Annotated in this window: 19 protein-coding genes; 7 read left to right on the top strand and 12 right to left on the bottom strand. The window is 19.6% G+C overall.

Annotated elements, in window-relative coordinates; all coding sequences use genetic code 11:
- Window positions 1-6 precede the first annotated feature (6 nt).
- The 5 genes from F1741_RS01665 to F1741_RS01645 all read right to left on the bottom strand — a co-directional run bounded on the left by F1741_RS01665 (window position 7) and on the right by F1741_RS01645 (window position 6,216).
- Window positions 7-1,233 carry a hypothetical protein gene (locus F1741_RS01665; RefSeq protein WP_152309877.1) on the bottom strand — a complete coding sequence of 409 codons (1,227 nt, stop codon included), beginning with the start codon at window positions 1,231-1,233 and terminating at the stop codon, window positions 7-9.
- Between the two features lie 22 nt (window positions 1,234-1,255).
- A complete protein-coding gene (mutM, locus tag F1741_RS01660) occupies window positions 1,256-2,074 on the bottom strand; it encodes a DNA-formamidopyrimidine glycosylase (RefSeq protein ID WP_152309876.1) in 819 nt (272 codons plus the stop codon).
- Between the two features lie 58 nt (window positions 2,075-2,132).
- Window positions 2,133-2,492 carry a hypothetical protein gene (locus F1741_RS01655; RefSeq protein ID WP_152309875.1) on the bottom strand — a complete coding sequence of 120 codons (360 nt, stop codon included), beginning with the start codon at window positions 2,490-2,492 and terminating at the stop codon, window positions 2,133-2,135.
- A 266-nt stretch (window positions 2,493-2,758) separates the two neighbouring features.
- Window positions 2,759-4,465: a ribonuclease J gene (locus F1741_RS01650; protein WP_152309874.1), complete on the bottom strand. Its 1,707-nt coding sequence runs from the start codon at window positions 4,463-4,465 to the stop codon at window positions 2,759-2,761.
- 71 nt (window positions 4,466-4,536) lie between these two features.
- Window positions 4,537-6,216, bottom strand: coding sequence for a ribonuclease J (locus F1741_RS01645; RefSeq protein WP_152309873.1), 1,680 nt, complete (start codon window positions 6,214-6,216; stop codon window positions 4,537-4,539).
- 139 nt (window positions 6,217-6,355) lie between these two features.
- Between F1741_RS01645 and recU the strand changes: the two genes are divergently transcribed.
- Window positions 6,356-6,958 (top strand): Holliday junction resolvase RecU, encoded by a 603-nt coding sequence (recU, locus tag F1741_RS01640; RefSeq protein WP_152309872.1) that lies wholly within the window; start codon window positions 6,356-6,358, stop codon window positions 6,956-6,958.
- 32 nt (window positions 6,959-6,990) lie between these two features.
- Here the strand turns inward: recU and F1741_RS01635 are convergent, their stop codons facing one another.
- The 6 genes from F1741_RS01635 to hrcA form a co-directional block, all read right to left on the bottom strand.
- Window positions 6,991-7,662 carry a hypothetical protein gene (locus F1741_RS01635; protein ID WP_212380324.1) on the bottom strand — a complete coding sequence of 224 codons (672 nt, stop codon included), beginning with the start codon at window positions 7,660-7,662 and terminating at the stop codon, window positions 6,991-6,993.
- A 55-nt stretch (window positions 7,663-7,717) separates the two neighbouring features.
- On the bottom strand, window positions 7,718-8,707 hold the full coding sequence (locus F1741_RS01630) for a lipoate--protein ligase (protein ID WP_152309870.1): 990 nt from the start codon (window positions 8,705-8,707) through the stop codon (window positions 7,718-7,720).
- Window positions 8,708-8,985: 278 nt separating this feature from the next.
- Window positions 8,986-10,086, bottom strand: coding sequence for a molecular chaperone DnaJ (gene dnaJ, locus F1741_RS01625; protein WP_152309869.1), 1,101 nt, complete (start codon window positions 10,084-10,086; stop codon window positions 8,986-8,988).
- 260 nt (window positions 10,087-10,346) lie between these two features.
- Window positions 10,347-12,245, bottom strand: coding sequence for a molecular chaperone DnaK (gene dnaK, locus F1741_RS01620; RefSeq protein WP_152309868.1), 1,899 nt, complete (start codon window positions 12,243-12,245; stop codon window positions 10,347-10,349).
- Window positions 12,229-13,131 carry a nucleotide exchange factor GrpE gene (locus F1741_RS01615; protein WP_152309867.1) on the bottom strand — a complete coding sequence of 301 codons (903 nt, stop codon included), beginning with the start codon at window positions 13,129-13,131 and terminating at the stop codon, window positions 12,229-12,231. The genes dnaK and F1741_RS01615 overlap by 17 nt, the downstream gene beginning before the upstream one ends.
- A gap of 37 nt (window positions 13,132-13,168) precedes the next feature.
- Window positions 13,169-14,236: a heat-inducible transcriptional repressor HrcA gene (gene hrcA, locus F1741_RS01610; RefSeq protein ID WP_152309866.1), complete on the bottom strand. Its 1,068-nt coding sequence runs from the start codon at window positions 14,234-14,236 to the stop codon at window positions 13,169-13,171.
- 325 nt (window positions 14,237-14,561) lie between these two features.
- On the opposite strand from hrcA, the gene F1741_RS01605 reads away from it, so the two are divergent.
- The 6 genes from F1741_RS01605 (at window position 14,562) to F1741_RS01580 (ending at window position 22,804) form a co-directional block, all read left to right on the top strand.
- Window positions 14,562-17,498 carry a S1 family peptidase gene (locus F1741_RS01605; protein WP_212380321.1) on the top strand — a complete coding sequence of 979 codons (2,937 nt, stop codon included), beginning with the start codon at window positions 14,562-14,564 and terminating at the stop codon, window positions 17,496-17,498.
- A 218-nt stretch (window positions 17,499-17,716) separates the two neighbouring features.
- Entirely contained in the window at window positions 17,717-18,475 is a 759-nt protein-coding gene (locus tag F1741_RS01600; RefSeq protein WP_152309864.1) for a hypothetical protein, read from the top strand.
- 361 nt (window positions 18,476-18,836) lie between these two features.
- On the top strand, window positions 18,837-20,174 hold the full coding sequence (locus F1741_RS01595; protein ID WP_152309863.1) for a hypothetical protein: 1,338 nt from the start codon (window positions 18,837-18,839) through the stop codon (window positions 20,172-20,174).
- Window positions 20,175-20,323: 149 nt separating this feature from the next.
- Window positions 20,324-20,878: a hypothetical protein gene (locus F1741_RS01590; protein ID WP_152309862.1), complete on the top strand. Its 555-nt coding sequence runs from the start codon at window positions 20,324-20,326 to the stop codon at window positions 20,876-20,878.
- Between the two features lie 416 nt (window positions 20,879-21,294).
- Window positions 21,295-21,828, top strand: a complete 534-nt coding sequence (locus tag F1741_RS01585; RefSeq protein ID WP_152309861.1) for a hypothetical protein — start codon at window positions 21,295-21,297, stop codon at window positions 21,826-21,828.
- A gap of 217 nt (window positions 21,829-22,045) precedes the next feature.
- Window positions 22,046-22,804: a hypothetical protein gene (locus tag F1741_RS01580; protein WP_152309860.1), complete on the top strand. Its 759-nt coding sequence runs from the start codon at window positions 22,046-22,048 to the stop codon at window positions 22,802-22,804.
- Between the two features lie 181 nt (window positions 22,805-22,985).
- Here the strand turns inward: F1741_RS01580 and F1741_RS01575 are convergent, their stop codons facing one another.
- Window positions 22,986-23,651 carry a hypothetical protein gene (locus F1741_RS01575; RefSeq protein ID WP_152309859.1) on the bottom strand — a complete coding sequence of 222 codons (666 nt, stop codon included), beginning with the start codon at window positions 23,649-23,651 and terminating at the stop codon, window positions 22,986-22,988.
- Window positions 23,652-23,830: the final 179 nt, after the last annotated feature.

Raw genomic sequence — 23,830 nt, 5'->3', positions numbered from 1 at the left:
ACCTCTTTATTCTTCATTATTTAATGATAAATCTTTTTTTTTAATATCTTCTAACCATTTAGGTCTGATTTTATAATTTCTTTGGCTTTTTTTAATTTTTTTGTTATTTCTTTCGATTAAGAAATTATAAGCTAAATCAGTAGTAACAATACCTTGATCTAACCAAGAATCTAAAACAGTTTGAAAATAATTATAAGAAAGAAAAGCAAAATCTTCATGTTCTTTAATTTTGCAAATATACATAATCAAAGCATTAAATAAACCTTTTTCTATATCGCTATTTTGTTCGACTAATTTAAAAATAATATTTTGTAAGTTAATAGAAGCATTATTATCTTTAACAAAATTACAAATAATCTTATAAGGATCTGCTTTTTTTAAATAAACAATCATTTCGTCTGTTTCATTTTTATGATTTCTACTATCTATTAGTTTTATTTTAGAGTTTGTTTCAAGACACCTTCTTTTTAAAAAAATTCTTAATTTATTCAAATCAGGTTCTTGTTCAGAATTTTGACGAAATATTTTTTGATAAATCAAAGACATTTCTTCCGGAGATAAACCATAAACAAAACTTAATTTCATAAGATAATTTATATTACGATATTCAAATAAAAAAGGTTTTTGAAAACGTTCTGGTAATATTTTTATGAAAAAATCAAAATCAAAATTATTATAAAAATTATTTTCTAAATTATTATTTTGATTTTGATAATTTCTATAATTAAATATTCCTTCTTGTAAATTAATTTTTTTAAAACAAAAAATATCTTGAAATTTTTTACTAATATTTTGATATTCTGTTAAATCTAAATCATTTTCAACAAACATTACTTTTTCCAAAGTAAAATAAATATTTTCTCCAACAATACTTAATAAAAATTGACTTAAAACCGGATCTTTAAAAAAATCATAACCATTTATAGGAGGATTAATAATATAAATTTTTTTTTGAAAATGATTTTTATCTTGAAAAGTTTCTAATAAACCAATAGCTTCTAATTTATCCTTATTTTTGTGAAAAGAATCAATATCCATATTTAAAAATTCTAACAAAAAATTTAAATCATACACTGAATTATTATTATTATTTTGGCTTAACCAATAAAAAATTTGAAAAATATTAAAAGCAAAATGACCTACTATAGGAAAATATAATAAGGATAAAACTTTATAATCTTCTAAATTTAATTTTTTTTTATTTTTAATTATTATTTTTTCTGGCAAATACATAAAAAAACACCTTCTTATGATTTTATAGCTTTTGACATTGAAAGCAAAAATAAGAACTTCGGCCGCCTATCTTTTTTTTTTGAATAATATTATCACAAAAAGCACATTTTGTTTTATCTTTTTTATATACTAAAAGTTTTTTTTGAAAAAAACCTTTTTTTCCTAAAACTGAAAAAGTACTAATAGATGATCCGCCTAATAAAATAGCATCTGATAAAACACGTTTAGATTCTTTTATTATTAAAGAAACTTGTTGAAAATTAAGTAAAGAAGATTTAATTTCAGGATTAATTTTAGATAAAAAAAGTATTTCACTAGCATAAATATTACCAATTCCTGAAATAATTTTTTGATTTAATAAATTTTTCTTAATAGCGACATTACTTTTTTTTAAAATATTAAAAAAACTTTGAATATCAATCTCGAAAGGATCTAAAGCTATATCTTTAAGTGGGCTTTTTGTTAAATAATCTTCTTTTTTATAAAGAATAAATCTACCAAATCTACGAAAATCATAATATCTTAAAACTAAATTTGATTCTAAAAATATTCTAAAATGTTCATGTTTATCAGCAATATCATTAGTTTTTTCAGTACTAGTAATATTAAATTTTCCTTCCATTCTTAAATGCCCTAATAAAACAAGATCATTACTTAAAAAAAATAATAAAAATTTTCCTTTTCTTTGGATATCTAAAAAAATTTTATAACAAATTTCATTAAACTGATCAATATTTTTAACAATCGATTCTGAAAATATACTAACTTTTATTATTTTTTTATTAACCAAGTATTCTCTAAGATTTCTGACTGTTATTTCCACTTCTGGCAATTCTGGCACTTATATTTTCCTCTTATTTATTCTTATTTTTTTTTGTAAAGAAATATAAACAAAAAAATTAAGAAGAGTTTATTTCTTTAGATCTCTCTTCTTCATTCAAATGTTTAAATTTATCAACAAATAAAATATTTTTTTTTGTTTGTATTAGTAGCTTACTTTTAATTATATTAATAATTTGTTCGGGTTGTAAAAAAAATTCTGGATTATCTTCATCTATATGATTAAAAAATACTATAACTTCAGATAAATTGTATTTTTTGTTATTATGTAAAAAAAATAAATTTTTTAAAAACCATTCTTTTTTAATCTCATTTTTTTTTATTTTAAAATATCTAGCATAAACTTTAACTTTTAAATTACTTAAATTAATAAGATCATCATTTTTTAAATTGTTTAAACAATTTTGATCGTAATACATAAATGATTGTTATAATCCTCTTTCTATTTTAACTATATTTATAATAAATTTATGTAATTAAATTGTATTTATTTTTATTTATCATTTATGAGTATAAATAAAATAAATTTGTTTAAAAATATAAATAAATATTTTTTTTATTTATATAGTATTTGCATTTAATAAAAAATTCAAAATTACTTTATTTAGAATATCATTACATTAATTATTATATTCAAAATGATAAAAAAAATCATTTTAAATAATAATTTAAAATTAAAATTTTACTAAATAGACAAAATAATAGGAATAATTATAGGTTTTCTTATTGTCAAATCATAAATTTTAGAACTAACAAAATCTATCAAATATTTTTTTAAACAACTTTTATTTAATTTTTCATTTGTTAATAAATAATTTTGTACTTTTTGTTTAATTTCTAAAGATAAATCTTTAATTAACTTTTTATTTGTTTTCATATAAATAAAACCTCTAGATACAATCATAGGGAAATTTAATATTTTTTTTCTTTTAAAATCAACAGAAATAATAACAGATAACAAACCTTCTTCGCTTAAAATTCTCCTTTCTTTTAATACTAAATTACTCAAATCTTCCACACCAGAATCATCAATATAAATATTAGAATTAGATCTTTTACATACAATTTCAGCATTATTTTGGTTAATACCTACTATGTCTCCATTATCTAAAATAAAAATATTTTTAGGATCTACACCACATTCAACAGCTAATTGTTTGTGAGCTCTTAACATAATATGTTCTCCATGAACCGGAATAAAAAATTTTGGTTTAATTAAGTTTAATATTAACTTTAAATCACTCTGACTAGCATGTCCAGAAGTATGAGTTTCAACAAGAAAACCATTAATAATAACATTTATATTCATTTTAAATAACAAATCCAAAATTTTATTAACACTATCCTGATTTCCAGGTATAGGAGAAGAAGAAAAAATAACTGTATCTTTTTGATTTAATTTTATTTGCCTATGAATTCCATTAGCCATTCTACTTAATGCAGCTAAAGGTTCACCTTGAGAACCTGTACAAAGTAAAGTAATATTAGTATATTTCTCAATATTGTTCCCGCTTACAATAACTCCTCTAGGAATTTTTAAATAACCATTTTTAATTCCTATTTCAATTGCTTTTTCCATACTTCTTCCGAAAACGGTTACTTTTCTTTTTGTTAAAATGCTAGCTTCAATAATTTGCTTAATTCTGTAAAAATTAGAAGCAAAAGTTACAATAATAATTCTTCCTTTAATTTTATAAAAAAGCTGATTAATAGTATTACCAACTGTATTTTCAGATTGAATCATACCTTTATGTTGAGCATTAGTAGAATCAGATAATAAACATAAAACACCTTCTTTGGACAAATCTGAAATTTTATCATACTCAGCTAAAGGACCGGCTGGTGTTTGATCAATTTTGAAATCACCTGTATAAAAAAGAATATTAGTCTTTTCTTGGAATTTATTTTTAAAAACAATACCATAAGAATCAGGGATAGAATGATTCATTCTTATAAAGGATATTTCTGTATTACCAAAATTTAATTTAGAATCTTTAGAATATCTAGTCATTATATTAATATATTTATTTAATTTATGTTCTATTAATTTTAATTCAATTAAATCATAAGCAATACCAGTTACAAAAATTTTAGGAATATTTATTCTTTTGATCATAAAAGGAATTCCGCCTATATGGTCTTCATGACCATGAGTAATAAAAATACCTACAATTCTATTTTCGTTTTTTATTAAATAATCATAATTCGGAATAACATAATTAATACCCAAAAAAGAATCACTAGAAAAAGAAATGCCTGAATCAACTATAAAAATTTGCTGATCAATTTCAAAAACATACATATTTTTTCCTATTTCGCCTATACCACCCAAAGCGTAAAAAAATATATTATATTTTTTAGCTAAAAAATATTTTTCAAGAATATTATCCATTTATCTTTAATCCTTTCTTGATTCTGAAAAACAAATAACTTATAAATGATTAATCTGATGATAAACTAAAATTAATAAACAGAAATTAAAACAGGAATGATAACAGGTCTTTTTTTTATTTCTTTGAAAATAAATTTAGATAAGATTTCTTTTAAATTATTTTTAAAATCACTCCATTTAAGTTGATTTGGATTATTTAAAAAATCATTATAAATATTTGTAACAAATATTTCTTTAAATTTACTTAATATATCTTCAATTTTATTTTTATCCAAAAAACCTTTACTAATTAATTCTATATTTCCTATAATTCTTTTAGTTCTAACACTTACGCCGCAAACAATAATAATAACACCATCATTAGCTAAAAGTTCTCTATCTTTTAAAATGTAATTATTACCATCTAAAACAGGAGTTCCGTCTATTAAAATTTCTCCTAAATTTTTAAAAAATTTCTTTTTAATATAAGGATTGTTTTTAATATCATAAATCCATTTATCACCATTTTCAAACATAAAGATATTTTTTTCATTATAGTTAAAATTTTGAGCAATTTTTTTAATTTGGTATTGATGTCTATATTCTCCTACTACAGGTAATAAAAATTTAGGTTTTAATAAATGTAACATTAATTTAAAATTTTCTTCATAATTATAAGAAACTGTTAGTAAATCTTCTATCAAAATATCTACAATAAAACCATTTCTAGCTAAAATATCTAATGTTTTATTTTGTATTTTGTCAATACCTGTAATTTCTATAGAAAGTAATAAAATTTTATCTTGAGAATTTAATCGCATTAAACGATCTGTTTGTTTACACATTCTTTGCAAACGATAAAAAGGCTCGAATCTTTTTCCTACTACAATTATAACTAAGTTTTTATATTTTAAAAAATCATTTGAATTTTTTAAATCTACTAAAAAACCTTCAGGAATTTTTAAATAACCTTTTTTTAGGGCTAAATCAATAATTTTTTCACTTTTTCTTCCTAGAATAACAATTTTCAAATTAAATTCCACAGCTAAATCAATTGCTAACTGTATTTTTAATAAATCTGGTATTAAAAAAGAAATAATAATATTATTTTTTATACTAGCAAAATAACTACTAAAATAATATTCTAAAAGTTCTTCTTTTTTTTGTTTAATAATACTAAAAGATCCTTGAGAAGCTGGTATAAACGCTAAAACTTTTCCTTCTCCTAATTTAGCTAAACTTGAAAAATTAGTTTGAAAATTTTTATTTTTAGATTGTAAAAAATGCATTTCACTTATATAAATAATATAACCTTGTTCAGTAGAAAAAGCTAATCCTAATGTTTCAGGAAGAAAATGAGCTATATTAAAAAAACATATTTCAGTATCTGAAAAATTTACTTTTGAATTTTCATCAACTATATAAAATTTCAAATTTTTAGTTTCTATATTATTTTGTTTTAAATTATTTTTAATTACATCAATAACGAAATCAGAAGCATAAATAGGAAAATTAAATTCTTTAATTAAATAAATTAAAGCTCCTAAATGAGTGTCAAAAGCAGAAGTTATAAAAATAGCTTTAATTTGATCTTTAATCGATTCTAACCTAGTATATTCAGGAATAATACAATCTATTCCATGAGTAAAAATATCAGGATACTTTAAACCTACATCTAAAATAAAATAAGAAGATTTTATTTGAAGCAAATAAAAATTTTTACCATTTTCTCCTATACCACCCAAAGCCGAAAAACTTATTTCTTGTTGCATTTTTATAATAAAACTCCTTTGTTGTTCTTTTTCCTTTTTTTATAAATTTTTAGTGAAATAAATGTTTATATTTTTTATAATTATTTAAAAAGACAAAAAAATATTAATTTAATGATTTTATAAGAAAGTTGTTTAATTTATGAAATATCCTTTTAAAAAACTTGTAACAAATAAAATAGAAAAAAATAATGATAATTTTTTAAAATTAAATTACAAAAAAAATTATGTTAAAAAAAATTTAGGAATCAGTTTAGAAAAAGATATAAATCTAACAAATTTTTTTTATGCGCAAAAAAATATAGCTTTAATTTATAAAAACGAAATTCCAATTAAAATAACAAAAGTAGAATATCCTAACAGAAAAAAAGCTAAAATTATTCAAGCTTATTTTAATTTAAAATCACTTCCTGATTATCATGGTTTATATAAAGGAAAATTTATATCTTTTGATGTTAAAGAAACAAGTCATAAAACTAATTTCTCATTAAGCAATATTCCATTGCATCAAATAAAAACTTTAACAAAAATAAATAATTTAAAAGGTATATCTTTTTTTATAATTCATTTTAAACAAAAAAATAAATATTTTTATCTACCTATTGATTTCTTAAATAATTATTTAATTCAAAATAATTTAAAAAAAAGTATCAATTATAAAATTTTTGAAAAAGAGTTATTTCAAATACCATTTGGTTACTATCCAAGAATTGATTATCTTAAAATTGTTGATAAATTTATTTAATAAATAACAAAAAAATAATTTAAAAAAAATCTTTAATCCAAAAAATATTCAATATATTCATTTTGTTTAAAAAAATAATTTAAAAAATAAAATAATAAAAAACCAATAATTACATTATTTAATATAATAGAAAGCAAATTATAAATTAAAAAAATATAAATCAAATAATTAAAATAATAATTGTTTATATTTAAAAAATCAGAAAAGTTTTTAATTAAATGAAATATTAAATCTGAAAAATTATTATAAAGAATTGTTATAAAAATTAAATAAGAAAAAATTTGTAAAATTGAAATAGAAAAAAAAATAAGAAAAAAAGTTTTTTTTCTAAAAAAATTTTTTTTTTCTGAAAAAGAACAAAAACCAGAAATCGAACAGACCAAGTAAGGAATAATAAAAATAAATAATAAAACAATAAACAATAATTTATAATTATTTCGTGCATCTGTCAACAAACTATGTTTTTGATATGAAATAGCAAATTCTATTACTATATGAATTAAAACATATAATAAATTCGAAAAAAAACTTAACTTAAAACCAAATAAAAAACCTATCAAAATAATAGGTAATAATTCTAATTTGATAAAAGATTGACAACAATCAATATTTAAAACAAATCTATTAAAAATAAATTCTATAATAAAAGATATTGCTAAAAGAAATGAAATAACCACCATTTTTTTTAACAAAAAAACTTTCATTTTTTTCAAACCTTTCTTTTTTTCCAGTAGATTGATATTTTGATTTTTTTAAAAATTAATAAAAAGCATTTTCTTCTAATAAATCAAAAAAATCTTTATTACTAGCATTTAAAATATATTCACTAATATCAATATTCTCTGAAATTTTTTTTATATTTTCTCTATTATAAATAATATTTTCAAATTTTTCCAAAAAAAACGATAAATTTTCATGTTTATTAAAAAAATCTCCTGTTAAACTCATTTTTTCTATCTTTCCTTTTTTTAAAGATAATAAAACATTTAAGCTTCCCCATTCAAAACGTTTTTTTAAAACTTTAGAATAACTAGGATATTCGTGATATATCCATTTGGGTGATGAAAATTTTTCTGACATTTTCTCTACTTTTTTAATTTCTTCTGTACTCAAAATATAAACTTTATTAGTTAAATTATTTTCTAAAAATGACATTAGTTGATCTTGATTAATATTATCTTTTAAATGATCTTTTAAATTGGTAACTCTTGATGAAATACTTTTAATACCTTTAGAAATTAATTTTTCGTCATCAACAGTAATACAACGTATCATAGTGTCTATATCACAATCATAAAGTAAAGTTCCATGTATAATAATTCCGTTTTCATTTTGTATAAAAGAACTTCCTGAAACTTTTTTATCACCTAATACAATATCATTTCTTCCGTTAAAATCCAAATTGACACCTATTTTTTTAAAAACATCGATAATTTTACACAAATATTTCTTAAAAGAAAAATCTTTTTCTTTTTTAGTAATTATACTAAAAAGGGGTGTTTTAGGGTCATTATAAACACAACCTCCTCCAGTAGGACGTCTAAAAATATCAATTTTATTTTTTTTAACAAAATCTAAATTAACTTCATTTTCAATAATTTGATTCTTACCGATTACAATTCCTTTAATTTTCCATAAAAAGAAAAATGATTCATGTTTTTTTAGTAAATTATTTAAAATATACTCTTCTAAAGCAAAATAAAAAAATGGTTTTAAATCTTCTTTTCTTAAATATTTTACTAAAATCATAAAATTTTATTTCCCTCTTTTAGATATTTACTTAATTAATTCTTTATTTATTAAAAAATAAATCAAATATTTATATCATTAAATTGTTATTAATAAAAAAAATAATAAAAAAATACTATTCTTTTGTTATTTATCTATAGATATAATATCATGAAATTAAATCATAATATAATTTCTTTTACAAAATAAAAAAAATAGTATTTATAAATTATTTAGAAATTAGTTAATAAAATAAATATTTTTTTTATTAATAAAATTTAATCTAAATTAAATTTGAATTAAAAAAACCATCTAGATTTACTTTTTTTTTTATCATAATACATTTCTTTTAGTTGTTTTAAACATTCTTTTTCTTTATGAGTTAAATTCGTAAGAGTTTCGACTTTAACAACTACATAATGATCTCCTTTTTTATAAGAAGATTGAAGATAAGAAATACCTTTATTTTTTAATCTAAATTTAGTATCTGTTTGTGTTCCTTCCGGAATTTTTAAATTAACTATACCATAAATAGTAGAAACATTGATTGTATCTCCTAATATAGCTTGAAAAATATCAATAAAAATAGTAGAATAAACATCATTTTCTTTTCTAACGAAAATATCATGAGGCTTTATTTTAATATCAACATATAAATCTCCACTTATACTTCCGAAAAGACCATGATGACCTTCTTGAGATAACTTTAAAGTCATACCTTCTTGTATTCCTGCTGGTATATTTAATTTAGTTGTTTTAGTTTTTAATACTCTTTGTTTTCCCTTACAAAAAAAACATTTATTTAAAATTACTTTACCGCTGCCTTTGCAATTCGAACAAACTTGTTGTTTTGTAATGCTTCCTAAAAAACTTCTTTGAGCAACGGTAATGTAACCAGTTCCTTTACAATAATAACATATTTGAATATCCTGAGGGTTTTTAGCACCAGTACCTTTACATTCCTGGCATTCTTCTTCAATATTAAATTGAATTTTTTTTTCAACTCCTAAAGCGGCTTCTAAAAAATCAATAGTAATTTTAACATGTTTATCTTCGCCTTTTTTAGAATGTCTTTTTTTATTATTTCTTTGACCGAAAAAACTATCAAATATATCTGAAAAATCGAAATCCTCTTGATAAAAACCTTGAAAACCACTATTGTTATTATTAAAACCACTAAAATCAGAATGTCCAAAACGATCATAATTTGATTTTTTTTGAGGATCATTCAAAACTTGATAAGCTTCTTGAACTTCTTTAAATTTTTTTTCAGCATCTGGTTCTTTACAAAGATCTGGATGATATTTTTTAGAAAGTTTTCTATAAGCTTTTTTTATTTCTTCTATACTAGAATTTTTTGATAAACCTAAAACTTCATAATAGTCTTTTTTCTGACTCACAATAAAAACTCCTTTATTGTAATATAAAAATTGCAAAATAATATATTCAAATAATTATTAAAAACTTAATTTATTTAAATCCTGTAAACTAAATATAATAAATATTTAATAAAAATAAAAGTATATTAAAAAAAACAAAAAAAATAAATAAAACATATAAAAGAATTATAATATAAATTTCAATTAATAAATAAACCAAAAAAAGATTTTTTCTCTTTTTTTGGTTTTATATTAACAAAATAACAAAAAATCAAATTAAATTATTTTTTTTCTTCAAATTCTGCATCTACTACTTTTTCAGCAGATTTGTTTTTATCTTCAGATGTTGTATTATCTGTTGTACCGTTATTATTTTTCTTTTGTTCTTCTTCTTGTTTTTTTTGATGAGCTTTTATTAATATTGTTTGAGATTCTTTAGTTAAAATATCCATTTTTTCTTTGATTAAATTATGATCATCACCTTTTAAAGATTCTTCAAGATTTTTAATATTCGCTTCTAAACTATTTTTATCTTCTTCAGAAAAATAATTTTCTAAAGTTTTTAAAGATTTTCTTGTTTGAAAAATTAATTGATCAGCTTCATTACGAGTTTCTATTTTTTCTTTTTGAATTCTATCTTTTTCAGCATTTATTTCGGCTTCTTTAATCATTTTTTCGATCTCTTTTTCTGACAAAGTATTGCTACCAGTAATAGTAATTTTTTGTTCTTGATTAGTTTGTAAATTTTTAGCTTTAACCGAAACAATTCCATTAACATCAATATCAAAAGTAACTTCTATTTGAGGTTCTCCTCTAGATGCTGGAGGAATATTATCTAAACGGAAACTACCTAAAGTTTTATTATCTTTAGCTAAAGGTCTCTCACCTTGTAAAACATGAATATCAACTGAAGGTTGATTATCAACAGCAGTTGAAAAAATTTGTGATTTAGAAGTAGGAATAGTAGTATTTCTTTCTATTAACTTAGTAAATACATTACCCAATGTTTCTATTCCTAAAGATAAAGGAGTAACGTCTAATAATATAACATCTTTAACATCCCCAGCTAAAATAGCACCTTGTATAGCAGCTCCCATAGCAACAACTTCATCTGGGTTAATAGTTTTGTTAGGTATTTTTTTAAGTTCTTTTTCGACTAAAGATTGAACAGCAGGTATTCTGGTTGATCCACCTACTAACAAAACTTGATCAATTTGTTCTGGTTTTAGTTTAGCATCTTTTAAAGCTTTCTGAATAGGTTCTATACAACTATTTACTAAATCTTCTGTTAAAGCTTCAAATTTTGCTCTTGTCATATTATAATTTATATTCAATGGAGTTTTTCCATCTATTAAAACAATAAAAGGTAAAGATATTTGAGTAGATAAAGCACTACTTAACTCTTTTTTAGCTTGTTCAGCAGCTTCTTTCAATCTATTTTTAAATTCTGGATTGTTAGAAATATGTTTTGATATTTCATCTTTATATTTCGGATTTTCTCTCTTTAACAAATCAATTAAAAAATCAACAATTTTATTATCAAAATCATCTCCACCTAATTCATTATTACCAGCAACAGCTTCAACAGCAAAATTTCCATCTGCTAAAGTTAAAATAGAAACGTCAAAAGTTCCGCCACCTAAATCAAAAACTAAAATTTTCTGTTCTTTATCAGTAATTTTATCTATTCCATAAGCTAAAGCGGCTGCTGTTGGTTCATTAATAATTCTTTCAACTTTCAATCCAGCAATTTTTCCTGCATTTTTAGTTGCTTGTCTTTGAGCATCATCAAAATAAGCCGGTACAGTTATAACTGCTCTTTCTACTTCTGCACCTAAATGAGTCTGCGCTTGTTCTTTAAGACTTTTTAAAATTAAAGCACTAATTTCTTCAGGACGTTTTTCTTTTCCATCAATTTTGATTGTTATATCTTTTCCGTTTGTATCCTTTTTACCCATTTTTCTTTTAACAGAAGAAATAGTATTTTCAGGATGAATAACAATTTGGTTCTTAGCAACTTGACCGACTAAAATTTCATCTCCTTTAAAAGCTACTACAGACGGAGTTGTGCGACCTCCTGTACTATTAGGAATAACCCTAGCTTCGTTGCCTTCAAAAACAGCAACACAAGAATTTGTTGTTCCTAAATCTATACCAATAATTTTATTTGTTTTCTTCATCACATTTATCACTCCATTCATTTACTTTAACCATAGCTGGTTTTAATATAATATCTTTATAAAAAAATCCTTTTTGAATAACTAAAACATTAGTATTATTAGGTTGATTTTTATCTGAAATTTTGTTGACAGCATAATGTATTTCAGGATTAAATTTTTCTCCTAAAGCTTTTATCTCTTGAACACCATTTTTTTCTAAAATTTCTTTCATTTTTTGATAAATTATTTTAAAACCTAATAAGAAATTTTTCAAAGAAATATCATCAGTATCTATTGAAGTCACTTTCTCTAGTTGTTCAAAAGGAGTTAAAATTTCCTTTATCAAATCTAAAGAAGCATACTTCTGCTCTTTTTCCTTCTCTTTTTTTATTCTTTTTTTAAAATTATCTAAATCTGCAGAATATCTTAATTTATCATTAATAAAATTTTTCTTCGCTTCAACCAAATTATTCTTTAATTCAAAATTATTTTTTTTTAATTCTTTTATAATATCTTCTAATTTTTTTTGTTGAAATAAATTATTATTTTCATGATTACTTTTTTGATTATTATTTTCTGTTTCATTAGAAAAAACAAATTCATCAGATTTATTATTATTATTTACCTTTTTATCTTCAGAATATTTTTCTTTTTCATCACAATTACATTCTTTGAATGAGTCATAACAATTTTCTTTAGTCTCTAAATTTTTATCTATTTCTTGAAAATTATCTTTCTCATTTTTATCATTTTTATTATTTTGATCCGAATTTTCTTTAAATTTTTTATTGTTTTCACATTGACAATCTTTATTATCTGTGTTATTTGTCGTAACTTCTTCTCGTTCTTTATAATTATCATCATTATGTTTATTCACATTTTTTTTTTCATCAAAATCTTTTTTCATTTTAGAAATACACACTCCTCATTATTATTTTAAGAAATTAATATATTTGAAATTGTCTTTGACAATTATTTTCAAATAATTGCGTTAAATGAGCAGATAAATACTCTAATATAGGTATTATTTTGTCATACTTCATTACAAGAGGGCCTAAAACTCCAATAAAACCTCTCTCATTGTCACTGATTTGGTAAGGAACAGAAATTATAATAAAATTACTATAAGTTACCAAAGTTATTTGATTAACAAGTTTACAAACGTTATTTTTAGAATAAGAAGAATTAAAGAATATTTTGCATAATTCTTTAGTATCGAATATTTTAACAAGTTCTTTTAAAATCATATTATTTTCAAAATTATATTTATTGAAAAAATTAGAAATACCATAAATGTAAGAATTATTACTAGAAAAACAATAAAAAGTGTCTCTTAAAAATTGAATTAAAAAATTTGAATATTGAAAACATTTTTTTTCTATCTTTTTTTTGATATTATCATTTTTTAAAATTTCTAAAGCTTCAAATAAATATTTCCCAAAAAATAGATAATTTAAAAAATCAACTAATTTTTCAAGACTAATGAAAAATAAATATTCTTCTTTGGACAAAAAAATATTCCTATATCTTAAATTACCTTTATCTGTAATAACTAAAACAATAACTTGATTAAAACCTAAAAAAATTAAATCAATTTTGTTAATTTTACTTGTTTCGAATATATCAGGAACAACGTTCAACGTTACATAATTTGTTAAATTACATAATAGTTCTAAAATTTCTTTAATTAATTTTTCTTTATCTATATTCTTTTTTTTTATTATATCTTCAAATAAAGAAATTATTTTTAAAGGAGTTTTGGATTCTTCACGAGTCATTAAATTTTTTAGATAAAAAACATACCCTTTAAGTGAAGGTATTCTTCCACTAGATTTATGATTTTTAATTAGATAACCTTCTTTTTCTAATTGAACCATATCATAACGAATAGTAGCGCTAGAAAATTTTAAATAAGATAAAGAAGTTAAAAATTTAGAACCTATTGGTTGATTTTTTCTAGAATAATTTTCGACAACAGCTTTTAAAATTAATTTTTTTCTGTTGGAAAGCAACTTAACACCTCTAGAACAAAAATTTAATATTTATTTTATTCTAGCACTCATTTATAATGATTGCTAACACAGATATATTTTATTCTTTTTTTTAATCAATGTCAATACTTTATGTTTTTTTAATTTTTATAATTTTCATTATTTTTATTTTAAATAACTTTCAAAATAACTGTTAAAATATTAGATATAGAGTTTTATCAAAAATACAGGAGAATTTTAATTGAAAATTAATAATTTTGTAAAAAATATTTATAAAAAAAATAAAAATTTTTTTATAATAATGTTACTTATAATTTCGACTATTTCGATTCTAATATATTATAAATTGATTATCAATACTTTTAAAAAACAACAGATTGAATTAATAAAAAATTTTATAATAAAAAAACAAGCTATGAGAATAGCAAATCATAATAAAAAAAATACAAATAATCAAAAAATTAAAATAAACCAAAATAAAATAAAAAAAATTTTTGATCTAAACAATAAAATAAATTCAGATCCAAAACAAATTTTTTTTGAACTTAAAAAATATAATTTCCAAAAAGGAGACTATGTTTATGCATTTGTTTTAGATAACAATGAAGAAAATCAAAAACCTTTTCAAGAAGGTATTGTAAGTAAAGATTATAATGAAAATCAAATGTATTTTTTACCTATTTCAATTAAAGGTAAAAATAATAAAATTTTTTTTAATAAAGATGGAGATTTGATAGGAATTTCTTTACCAACTCAAAATAAAAAATCAGAAGTTAATTATATCATAACATCTAATTTAATTTTTCATCTTATAAATTGTTTTTTATGGCATAATCATAATATTGATTTATTTCAAATAAATCCAGAAATGAATCAACAAACAAAATATTGTATATCTTTAACAATAAAAGAAGCAGAAAAGAATCAAAACGAACAAAAAACGGAAAAATTAGATATTTGTTTAAATCAACAAGGTTTTTTTATAGGATTAAAAATGGGAGATAAATTTTTAAGTAAGTCTCAAATATTTCAAAAATATAGTTTATGTTTAGAATGTTTAGAAAAATTAACCAATAGCGATAATGATAATCAAAATAATATCAATAAAGAAAATGTCGTTTTTTTAAATAATAATTTAACACAAAATGAAACACAAAATAATTTAAACGAAATAGATCAACAATTATTTTCATCTTCTGAAGAAAATTATGAAAAAAAATTAAAAGAAAAAATTCAAGATTTATCTAAAATTACTTTTTTAGTATATCTAAAAAGAAGTTTAGGTTCTGGTTTTATATATAAAACTGAAAAATCATTTTTAGATAATAAGTATAGATATTATATGCTTACCAATAGACATGTTATTGAAACAGATCAAAAAAATAACAATATTTTGATTTTTAACAAATACTTCACTGTTCAAAAAGTAAAATCATTACTTTTTATAGAAAATAAAAAAGATTATGATGACTTAGCTATTTTAACTTTTGAAGAAGAAATAAATCCTGAAAATGAAGAAAAATTCGAAAAAGTGAACAAAATTTTAGATTATGCTTTTCCAAAAGATAAAAATGTAGATATTATTCAAGGAGATGAAGTGTATTCAATGGGTTCTCAAGTTTCCATTCTTCCTAGTATTAACTTGTTATTAAAGCCAACAGAATATGATTTTAATATATTGGAAAAATATTTAAATAAAGAACTTTATAACAAAATGATAGAATTATATACTCGTGAAAATATTAAAAAAAAGATAGAAAAAAATTTATTAAAAAAAGGGCATATAATTTCTTTTAACGATAAAATAATAACATTTAATATAACTATTGATGATGGAAATAGCGGAGGTCCTGTTTTCAATAAGAAAGGTCAAATTGTAGGTATAAACAGAAGTACTATTCAACATTCTCTTATTGTAGACTATTTTTCTCAATCTATTAATATAAATCATATTCAAAAAATATTGGACGAAAACTATTGGAAAGAAAATGAATATTTTAAACAAAAAAAAATAGATTTTTTAAAAAAAGAAATGTTAGATTTTAAGGATATTCTTCAAAAAAATGTTTATTCAAATGAAAAAAATCCAAAATTTACTATTTTTATTGACGAACTTTTATTTTTATTTATGGAAAAAAAAAAAAATATTTCTCATGATCGTGATCATTATCAATTTAATCCTATAGTATTATTCAGTACTCCTATTATTAAAAATAAAACAAATGAATTAAAAATAATGATTAATTTTTTTAAAAAATTAGATTTACCTGAACAAATATTTTATTTTGATCCAAGCAAAGAAATTGTAAAATTAGAATTAAATATAGAAAAAAACAATAATAATAATCAATTTTTATTAAAAATTATAAAAGAAAATGAACAAAATGTTATTTTAGAAAGTAAAAAATTTTATTTCGAATTAGAAAAAGATTTAAAAGAAGAATTTTTATTTAAAGATATTCGAGATATAAATTATTTTTTATCTTTTGAACTCTATCATTTTATACCTCAAAATCAAATTAATAGTCAAGAAAAAATCAAAAAATCTTTAGTTGTTTGGTATAAAGAAGATGATGATATCGAAGGAAACGGAATTATTTTTCACAAAGAAAAATTAAGTAATGGTAATTTTTTATACTATGTTTTATCTAACTATAACGGATATGTAAGTATTTTAGATGAATTAAAAAATATACTTTTTGATCAAACCGAAATAATAACTTACAAATCTAATATATATGAAAAAGAAAAAATAAAAATAAACAGTTTTTATTCTAATAATATGAATAATTTAGTTTTAATGAGTTTCGAATCTGATTATGAATATGATGTAGCACAAATAACTCCTAATTCAGAAATTTCCACAGGAGATGAAATTTATTTTTTAACTAATTTTAATAACGAAAATTATTTTCCTCAAATATTCAAAAGCAATATAGGGAATATTTTAGAAGAAAAAAAATCATTTCTTTTTGATTCAGTCTTTGATCTAAAAGAAAAAACAACTTTAAAATATTTTCAATTAAATTTTTTGTGTTTTGATAAAGAAGGAAATTTTATAGGTTTTAATGATCATATCAAATACAAAAATAATAAATTTATTCCCTCACACTTTATTCAAGGTTCTTTTTTAAAGAATGAAAATTTATTACATCTTTTTTCTAAATCTATATTAAAAGAAAAATTTAATATAGTATTTACAAACATATTTATTTTTATTTATTTTTACATTTTGTTAAAAAAAATACCTAATAATAGTAAAATAAAAAACGAAATTAATTAAAATTTATTTAATAAATTCAATATTTTTTAAGAAACAACTTAAAAAAATAATAATTTTTATTAATTTATTTTTTTTATATTTTATGTTAAAATAACAAAGTTTTATATTCAATTCATATATTTTATGTTAAAATAACAAAGTTTTAATAAAATAAAGCTATTCAAAAATATAAATAAAATAAACAAAATAATAAAGGTTAGGATGAAAAAAATAAAAAAATGAAAAAAAATATCAAAAATATTGTTTACTATCTTACTATTTTTATTTTTATTATTAATTTTATAATGAAATTTAATGGTAATAAATTTTTTATTGATTACAATTTCTATGGTGATTATAATTCTTCTGCAATAATCACAAAAAAACTTTCTGCTACAAACTGCTTGAATTTAAAAAAAGGTGATAAAATAATAGATGTAAAACGAAAAGAAACGTTTATTGTTGATGATAATAACAAAGATGATAAATATATTTCTACTATAGTTAGGTATATTGATGAAAATAAAAAGCCAAGTTTAAAATCTGAAAAAATAGAATACTCTTCTATTAACTATAAAATAATTTTTGAGATATTTTATATATTTCCTTATATTATATTTTTCGCGCTTAGTTTAGCTTTTTTTTGTTTCTTTTTAATACATAAAGAAGACAACAAAATAATAATTAATTCTCCCAAAAATTCAAAAGATTATCCTTTATTTTTTTTGAATATAATTTTATTTTTGCATTTAGCAGTTAATACAATGTCATTAAATGGAAATGATTTAATAATGGTGATTTATTCAATAATATGTTTTCATGTATATAAAAATCCAACAAAAGATATTGTTCATAAGTATGGATTTGTTATTTGTTCTTTATTTAATACATTCTATATGAAACTTTACTTTGGAATTGTAGCAACTATTCTTATTTTATTTTTGTTCACTCTAATATACTCTATTTGTTATAAAATTAAATCTTACCAAGGTACATAAACTTTTTAAAAATTCAATATCTATTTTATTTAATAAATATTTTTATAATTTGTTCAATTTTATTTAACTTTTCAATAAAAAATAAACTAAACAATTTTAAATTTATATGATTTGAAACCTTTATGCTTTAGCTTTAACTATCTTATATGTATATATTATTCTTTTTACATATATTATTTTTTCAAAAAATTTTAAAAATAAATTTAAAAAAATTGACATTTTATTATAAATTAATATTATGTTTCATATATATACTAATTTCAAATTTTAAAAAAATAAATTTTTAAATTAGTATATTTTTTTTAAGTATTTTATTTAAATTTTTTAAAAAATGTTAAAAATAAAGGAGTATATTTTAGTAATGTTTAATATTTTAAATTTAAATAAAAGAAAAAAATACTTTTTTATTTGTTCTTTTATTATTTTATTAATCTCAAATTTTTTATTGATTAAAAATCAATTTTTAGTATTTGCTTTTAATAAAAATCAAACTTTCAGATCTCTTTACGATACAAGTATTACAAATCGTAATCAAATAAATATTTTTAATGTATCAGACAAAGAAAGAATTCCTTATTTGCTTAACAAAATAGATTTATGTAAACAAATTATTTTGAACGACAATGAAAGTGAAAAAGATATATATTATAACTCACCTAATGCTAGTACTTTTAAATATCGAATTAAAGATCCGAGAACAGGTTTACTAGGTATTTATATTAAAACTAAAAACAATAATAATATACCTGATTTTAGACCACAAGATAATACATTCACTTTAGAAGAATTATGTCAAAAGATTTATGATAGTCAAATATTTATTTTTTGGAATCTTCAATATCCAATAAAATTTGATTTATCAAAAAATGTTATAGAATATCAAGCAGACATGTTACAATTTTTAAATAGTGAAGAAATTTATAAAGCAATAACGAACAAAATAAAAGACGAAAGAATTAATTATTCTATAGCGGTATTTAACGAATTTATAGATGACAAAGCATTATCACTTGAATATGAAAAGAATAACAAATATTATAATATTTTTTTCCATATACCTGAAGAAGATTTATCAGATGAAGAAAGTATAAAAATAGATAATCTTTTAGGTAAAAACGAAAATATAAAAAAATTAAAACAAAAAGAATCAGAATTAAAAGATAAAAATAATAATAAAAATATTAATAATGAAAAGAATGAATTTGAAAAAGATAAAATTATAACAGAACCAAAAATAAACAAAAATAGTTCTATTAAAAGTTATGATAATGAATCAGAATCATTTTCTTCAAAAGAATCAGAAGAATCATCTTCTTTCGACACACAAAAAGAAGAAATTAAATGGAGAAATGAATCTTTCTTTATAAGAAATAAAAATTATTCGGCAATTAAAGCTAAAAAAATGATAAAAAAACATAATAAGGTTTATGTAATTAATAATCAAACTAAAATAATTTATGATTATTTTGATGTATCAATAGGAAAAAATGTGAGGGTAGTATTAGAACCTTTGACTGATCAAAAATTTTATTATTTTGAATTTAAATCTGGTCAAAAATCAATGATTAATTATTTATTAAATATAGAAATTAAAGGTAAAATAGAAAATGAGATACATACTTTATTAGTACCAAGAGAAGCTACCTTTTCGTTTACAGATAACTCTGACTTAGTACCACCTTATTTTATCTTTAATTAAATTATTAAATAATAAATAACAATAGACATTAATTAGCTTTTTTCTTTATTTTGAAAGCAAAACTAAGAAAACTATAATATACATTTATAATCTTTTTGATTTTATTATACTAATAATAGTTCAAAGAAAGGATCTTGTTAATTTTGAATATGTTATATCGAAGTCAAAAAATTTATAATATAATCTTTTCTTTTTTTACTTTTATTTGTATTTTTTGCATTGTTGTTTTTGGACTTACTTCAAAATATGTTTTCGCTATGAAACAAAATTATAAATTTGATCATGATGATAATACGAAAGATTTTTTAAGTAATTTCTCTAATAATAATTATTTTGAAGAATCAAAAAGTTTTTCTCAAAATACTACCAACGATGCCCATTCACAATCTTCTAAAATTGATTTAGATTTATCTTTAACACCATCCTTTTTAGCACAAGAAGAAGAAAATTCTTTAGATTTAAATTTAACTTTAAGTTTTAATTTAAAAAACTTAGAAATAATAACAGAAGAAAAAAATCATGAATTAAAACTTAAACATAAAAGAGAAAAACATAATCAATATCAAAGAGCATATCGAAAAAATCATCTAGAAAAAGTTAGAAGTTATCGTAATCAATATCAAAGAGAATATAGAAAAAATCATCCTAGAAAAGATAATAAAAGTTATCATTTAATAAACAATTTTCAAAAAAATAATATTTAAAAAAATAATAAATATAAAATTTTAGATAATTTCAATAAAAAAACATAAAAACATTCATTCAAAAAAAAATAAGATAAAGATAATTATAATATTCCTTTTTAAAAAATATAAAAAAGTTATTTAGATTATAACCTTTATTTAAAAATTAGACTTTAAGAGAAATAAAAAAATCAAACTGTTTATTTTTACTATTTATTTTTTTGTTAAAAAAAATTGCTTTTAAATAACAGCTAAACTTTTTTATTTCTTTTTTTTTTAGAAAAAAAAATTATTTTAATATTAAACTAATTGAGTTTTTTAACAAAATCAAAAATATATTTAATTATATTTAATACGAACTAAACTTAAACTTTAGTAAAAATTTTGTAATTAATGTTTAAATAAATATTATAAAAAAATGAATCGGAGAAAAATTTATGATTATTTTCAATATCAAAAATAATAAAAATGATAATATAAAAAATATTTTTTTAAATTTTTTATTAAAAATTATTTTATTTTGTTTAGTTTTAAATGTAATCAATATAAACAATATTTATGCTGGTAATGTTTTTACTAAAAAACAAAATAAATACACACATATAGAATACTATGATAATAATAAATTAATGTTAAAAAGATTAATGAACTTCAATACAAACAATCAATTAGAATATTTTATTGAATATGACCGATTTGGTAAGAAAAAATTTTTACTAGAATATTTTGTTGAAGAAAATAATCAGATTAACCCAAAAAAAAGATATGTAGAATATCTTTTAGATGGCTCTCGATTTTGTGAAAAAAAATATGATAAAGAAACAGGAAAAGTAATGGAAGAAACATACTATCATAGAGGAGGTATTATTAAAAGCATGTCTATTAAATCTGATAAATTCACAGGTAGAATAATAAATTACGAAAATTATAACGAAAAAGGAGAAATGACTTCTTCATTATTTAAATATTGAAATTTTATATTATTAACTTTATAATTGACTTTTATCAATTAATTGCTAAAATTTCCTTGGATATCTCTTAATTCAATTTTACTTTTGTACTTAATTATTATTTTTCTTATGAGATTAATAATAATTATTTAATAGTTAAATTTTAATAAAAATCATTACAATAACAAGATATTTTTGAGATATTTTTTTAAAAAGAAAGGATTTTTTAAAAATAAATATGAAATTTAAAATAAACAAAATGAAACACAAAAATAATTTTTTGATATTTATATTTTCTACTATTTTAGTTATTTTAATTTCTATTTTTTATCATCCAAATTATATTTTTGCAATGAATAAAAATAAAAATATTGATTCTTCTTCTTCCTCAGGTTATAAAAAAACATTAGATTTAAATCCAAATTCAAAAAAAATAGCAATTTTAAGTCATTTAGAAAATAAAGCTGGTCAATCAAATTCTTTTTATGATATTTTAAAAAATACAAAAGTACTTTTAAATAGACAATTAAAAATTAATTCTTTAGAAGAATTAAAATCGAAGTTTTCAAATATTGAAATTAATTCATTTATTTCATTTGATTTTTTGAATATTGCTCCAAATTATGATAACAATCAAATTATTAATAAAATTTTTTCTCAAGAATATTATCCAATTTCAACTAATATATCTTTAAATGAATTGGAAGAAATAATAGATATTGACAATGAAAATAATACTTTTGTAAAATTAAAAAAAGAAAATATAAGTCTACATCGTTTTTTATATGATAACAAAAAAAATTCTTATATAGGTTGTAATGAAAATACAAGATGGAATGCAGATAACATTCTGGAATATTTTTTAAATATAGAAATAATACAAACAAAACAAAATGATATTAATATAAATTTACTTTTTAAAACATATTCTTTTACATCAGATAACTTTTGGTTCACAGCTGGTTTGAATTTAGAAAATATTGTTTTTAAAAATTAAAAAATAAATAATATTTTTAAAAATTAAAAAATAAATAATATAAGATAAAATTTAAATTATGAATTTACCATTATTAATAGTTAATAGTTAATTAATGGTAAATTTTTATTTTTTTATCTTATAAAGTATATTTATTTAGATAATCAATAACTAAAAAATTATTTCAAAAACTTAATTAAAACTAATTTAAATATTTATCTATTATATTTCTCCAATTCATTACTGTTTTGTCTAACGAAAAAATTAATGCATGAAAAAAACAATATCCATCACCAGGAGTATCATTTGGTTCTTCAATAAAAAAATGAGAATCATTTTTATTACGTAATTTTAAATTAATAGTATTTTTAGATTGTTTATGATCTAATGGATTAATTAAACAGGAAGATAACACAAAATTATCATTAATGATTAAATTTATTTCTCTATTTAATATTTTAGATAAAAAATCTATAGATCCTTTTATTAATGAAGTACTAACTGTGCTTAAAGTTCCATTTAAAACATTTTCTTTAAATTTTTCAGGATCACCTATTATAATATTCTTATAATCTTCTTGATATCTAGAATTTGATAAACCTTCTTCAAATTGTTTTAAACTTAAATATGCTAATTTTTTTGCTAATTCTAATTCCGATTTTTTTGGTTTTAATTCTTGTATTTCGATATCTTTTTCTACATTTAATTGATTTTTATTTAAAAAATCTATTTGTCTTTTATCTTTTTTATTAATATAAAAACTACGATTACGTTTAATATACAGAATACAAAAAATTATAAAAAAAATAAAAAATATTAGAATTAAAAAAAATAAAAAAATTTTATTTATTTTAATTTTTTTGTTCACTTTATTACTCTTTTTCTTTTTTTACTTTCTTTTTTTTAGGATTTTAATTTATTTTTTTTATTTTTTTATAAATAAAAATATAAAATAAAACACTTTTACTTATTATAACTTAAAAAAAATAAATATTAGATTATTTTTTTAAAAAATGATATACTTATGTCAATGATATTTTAAATGAT

It is taken from the genome of 'Cynodon dactylon' phytoplasma (assembly GCF_009268075.1).
GTDB lineage: Bacteria > Bacillota_I > Bacilli_A > Acholeplasmatales > Acholeplasmataceae > Phytoplasma > Phytoplasma cynodontis.
Note: the sequence above shows the minus strand (reverse complement) of the source record. Positions and strands in the feature narration are given on the sequence as shown.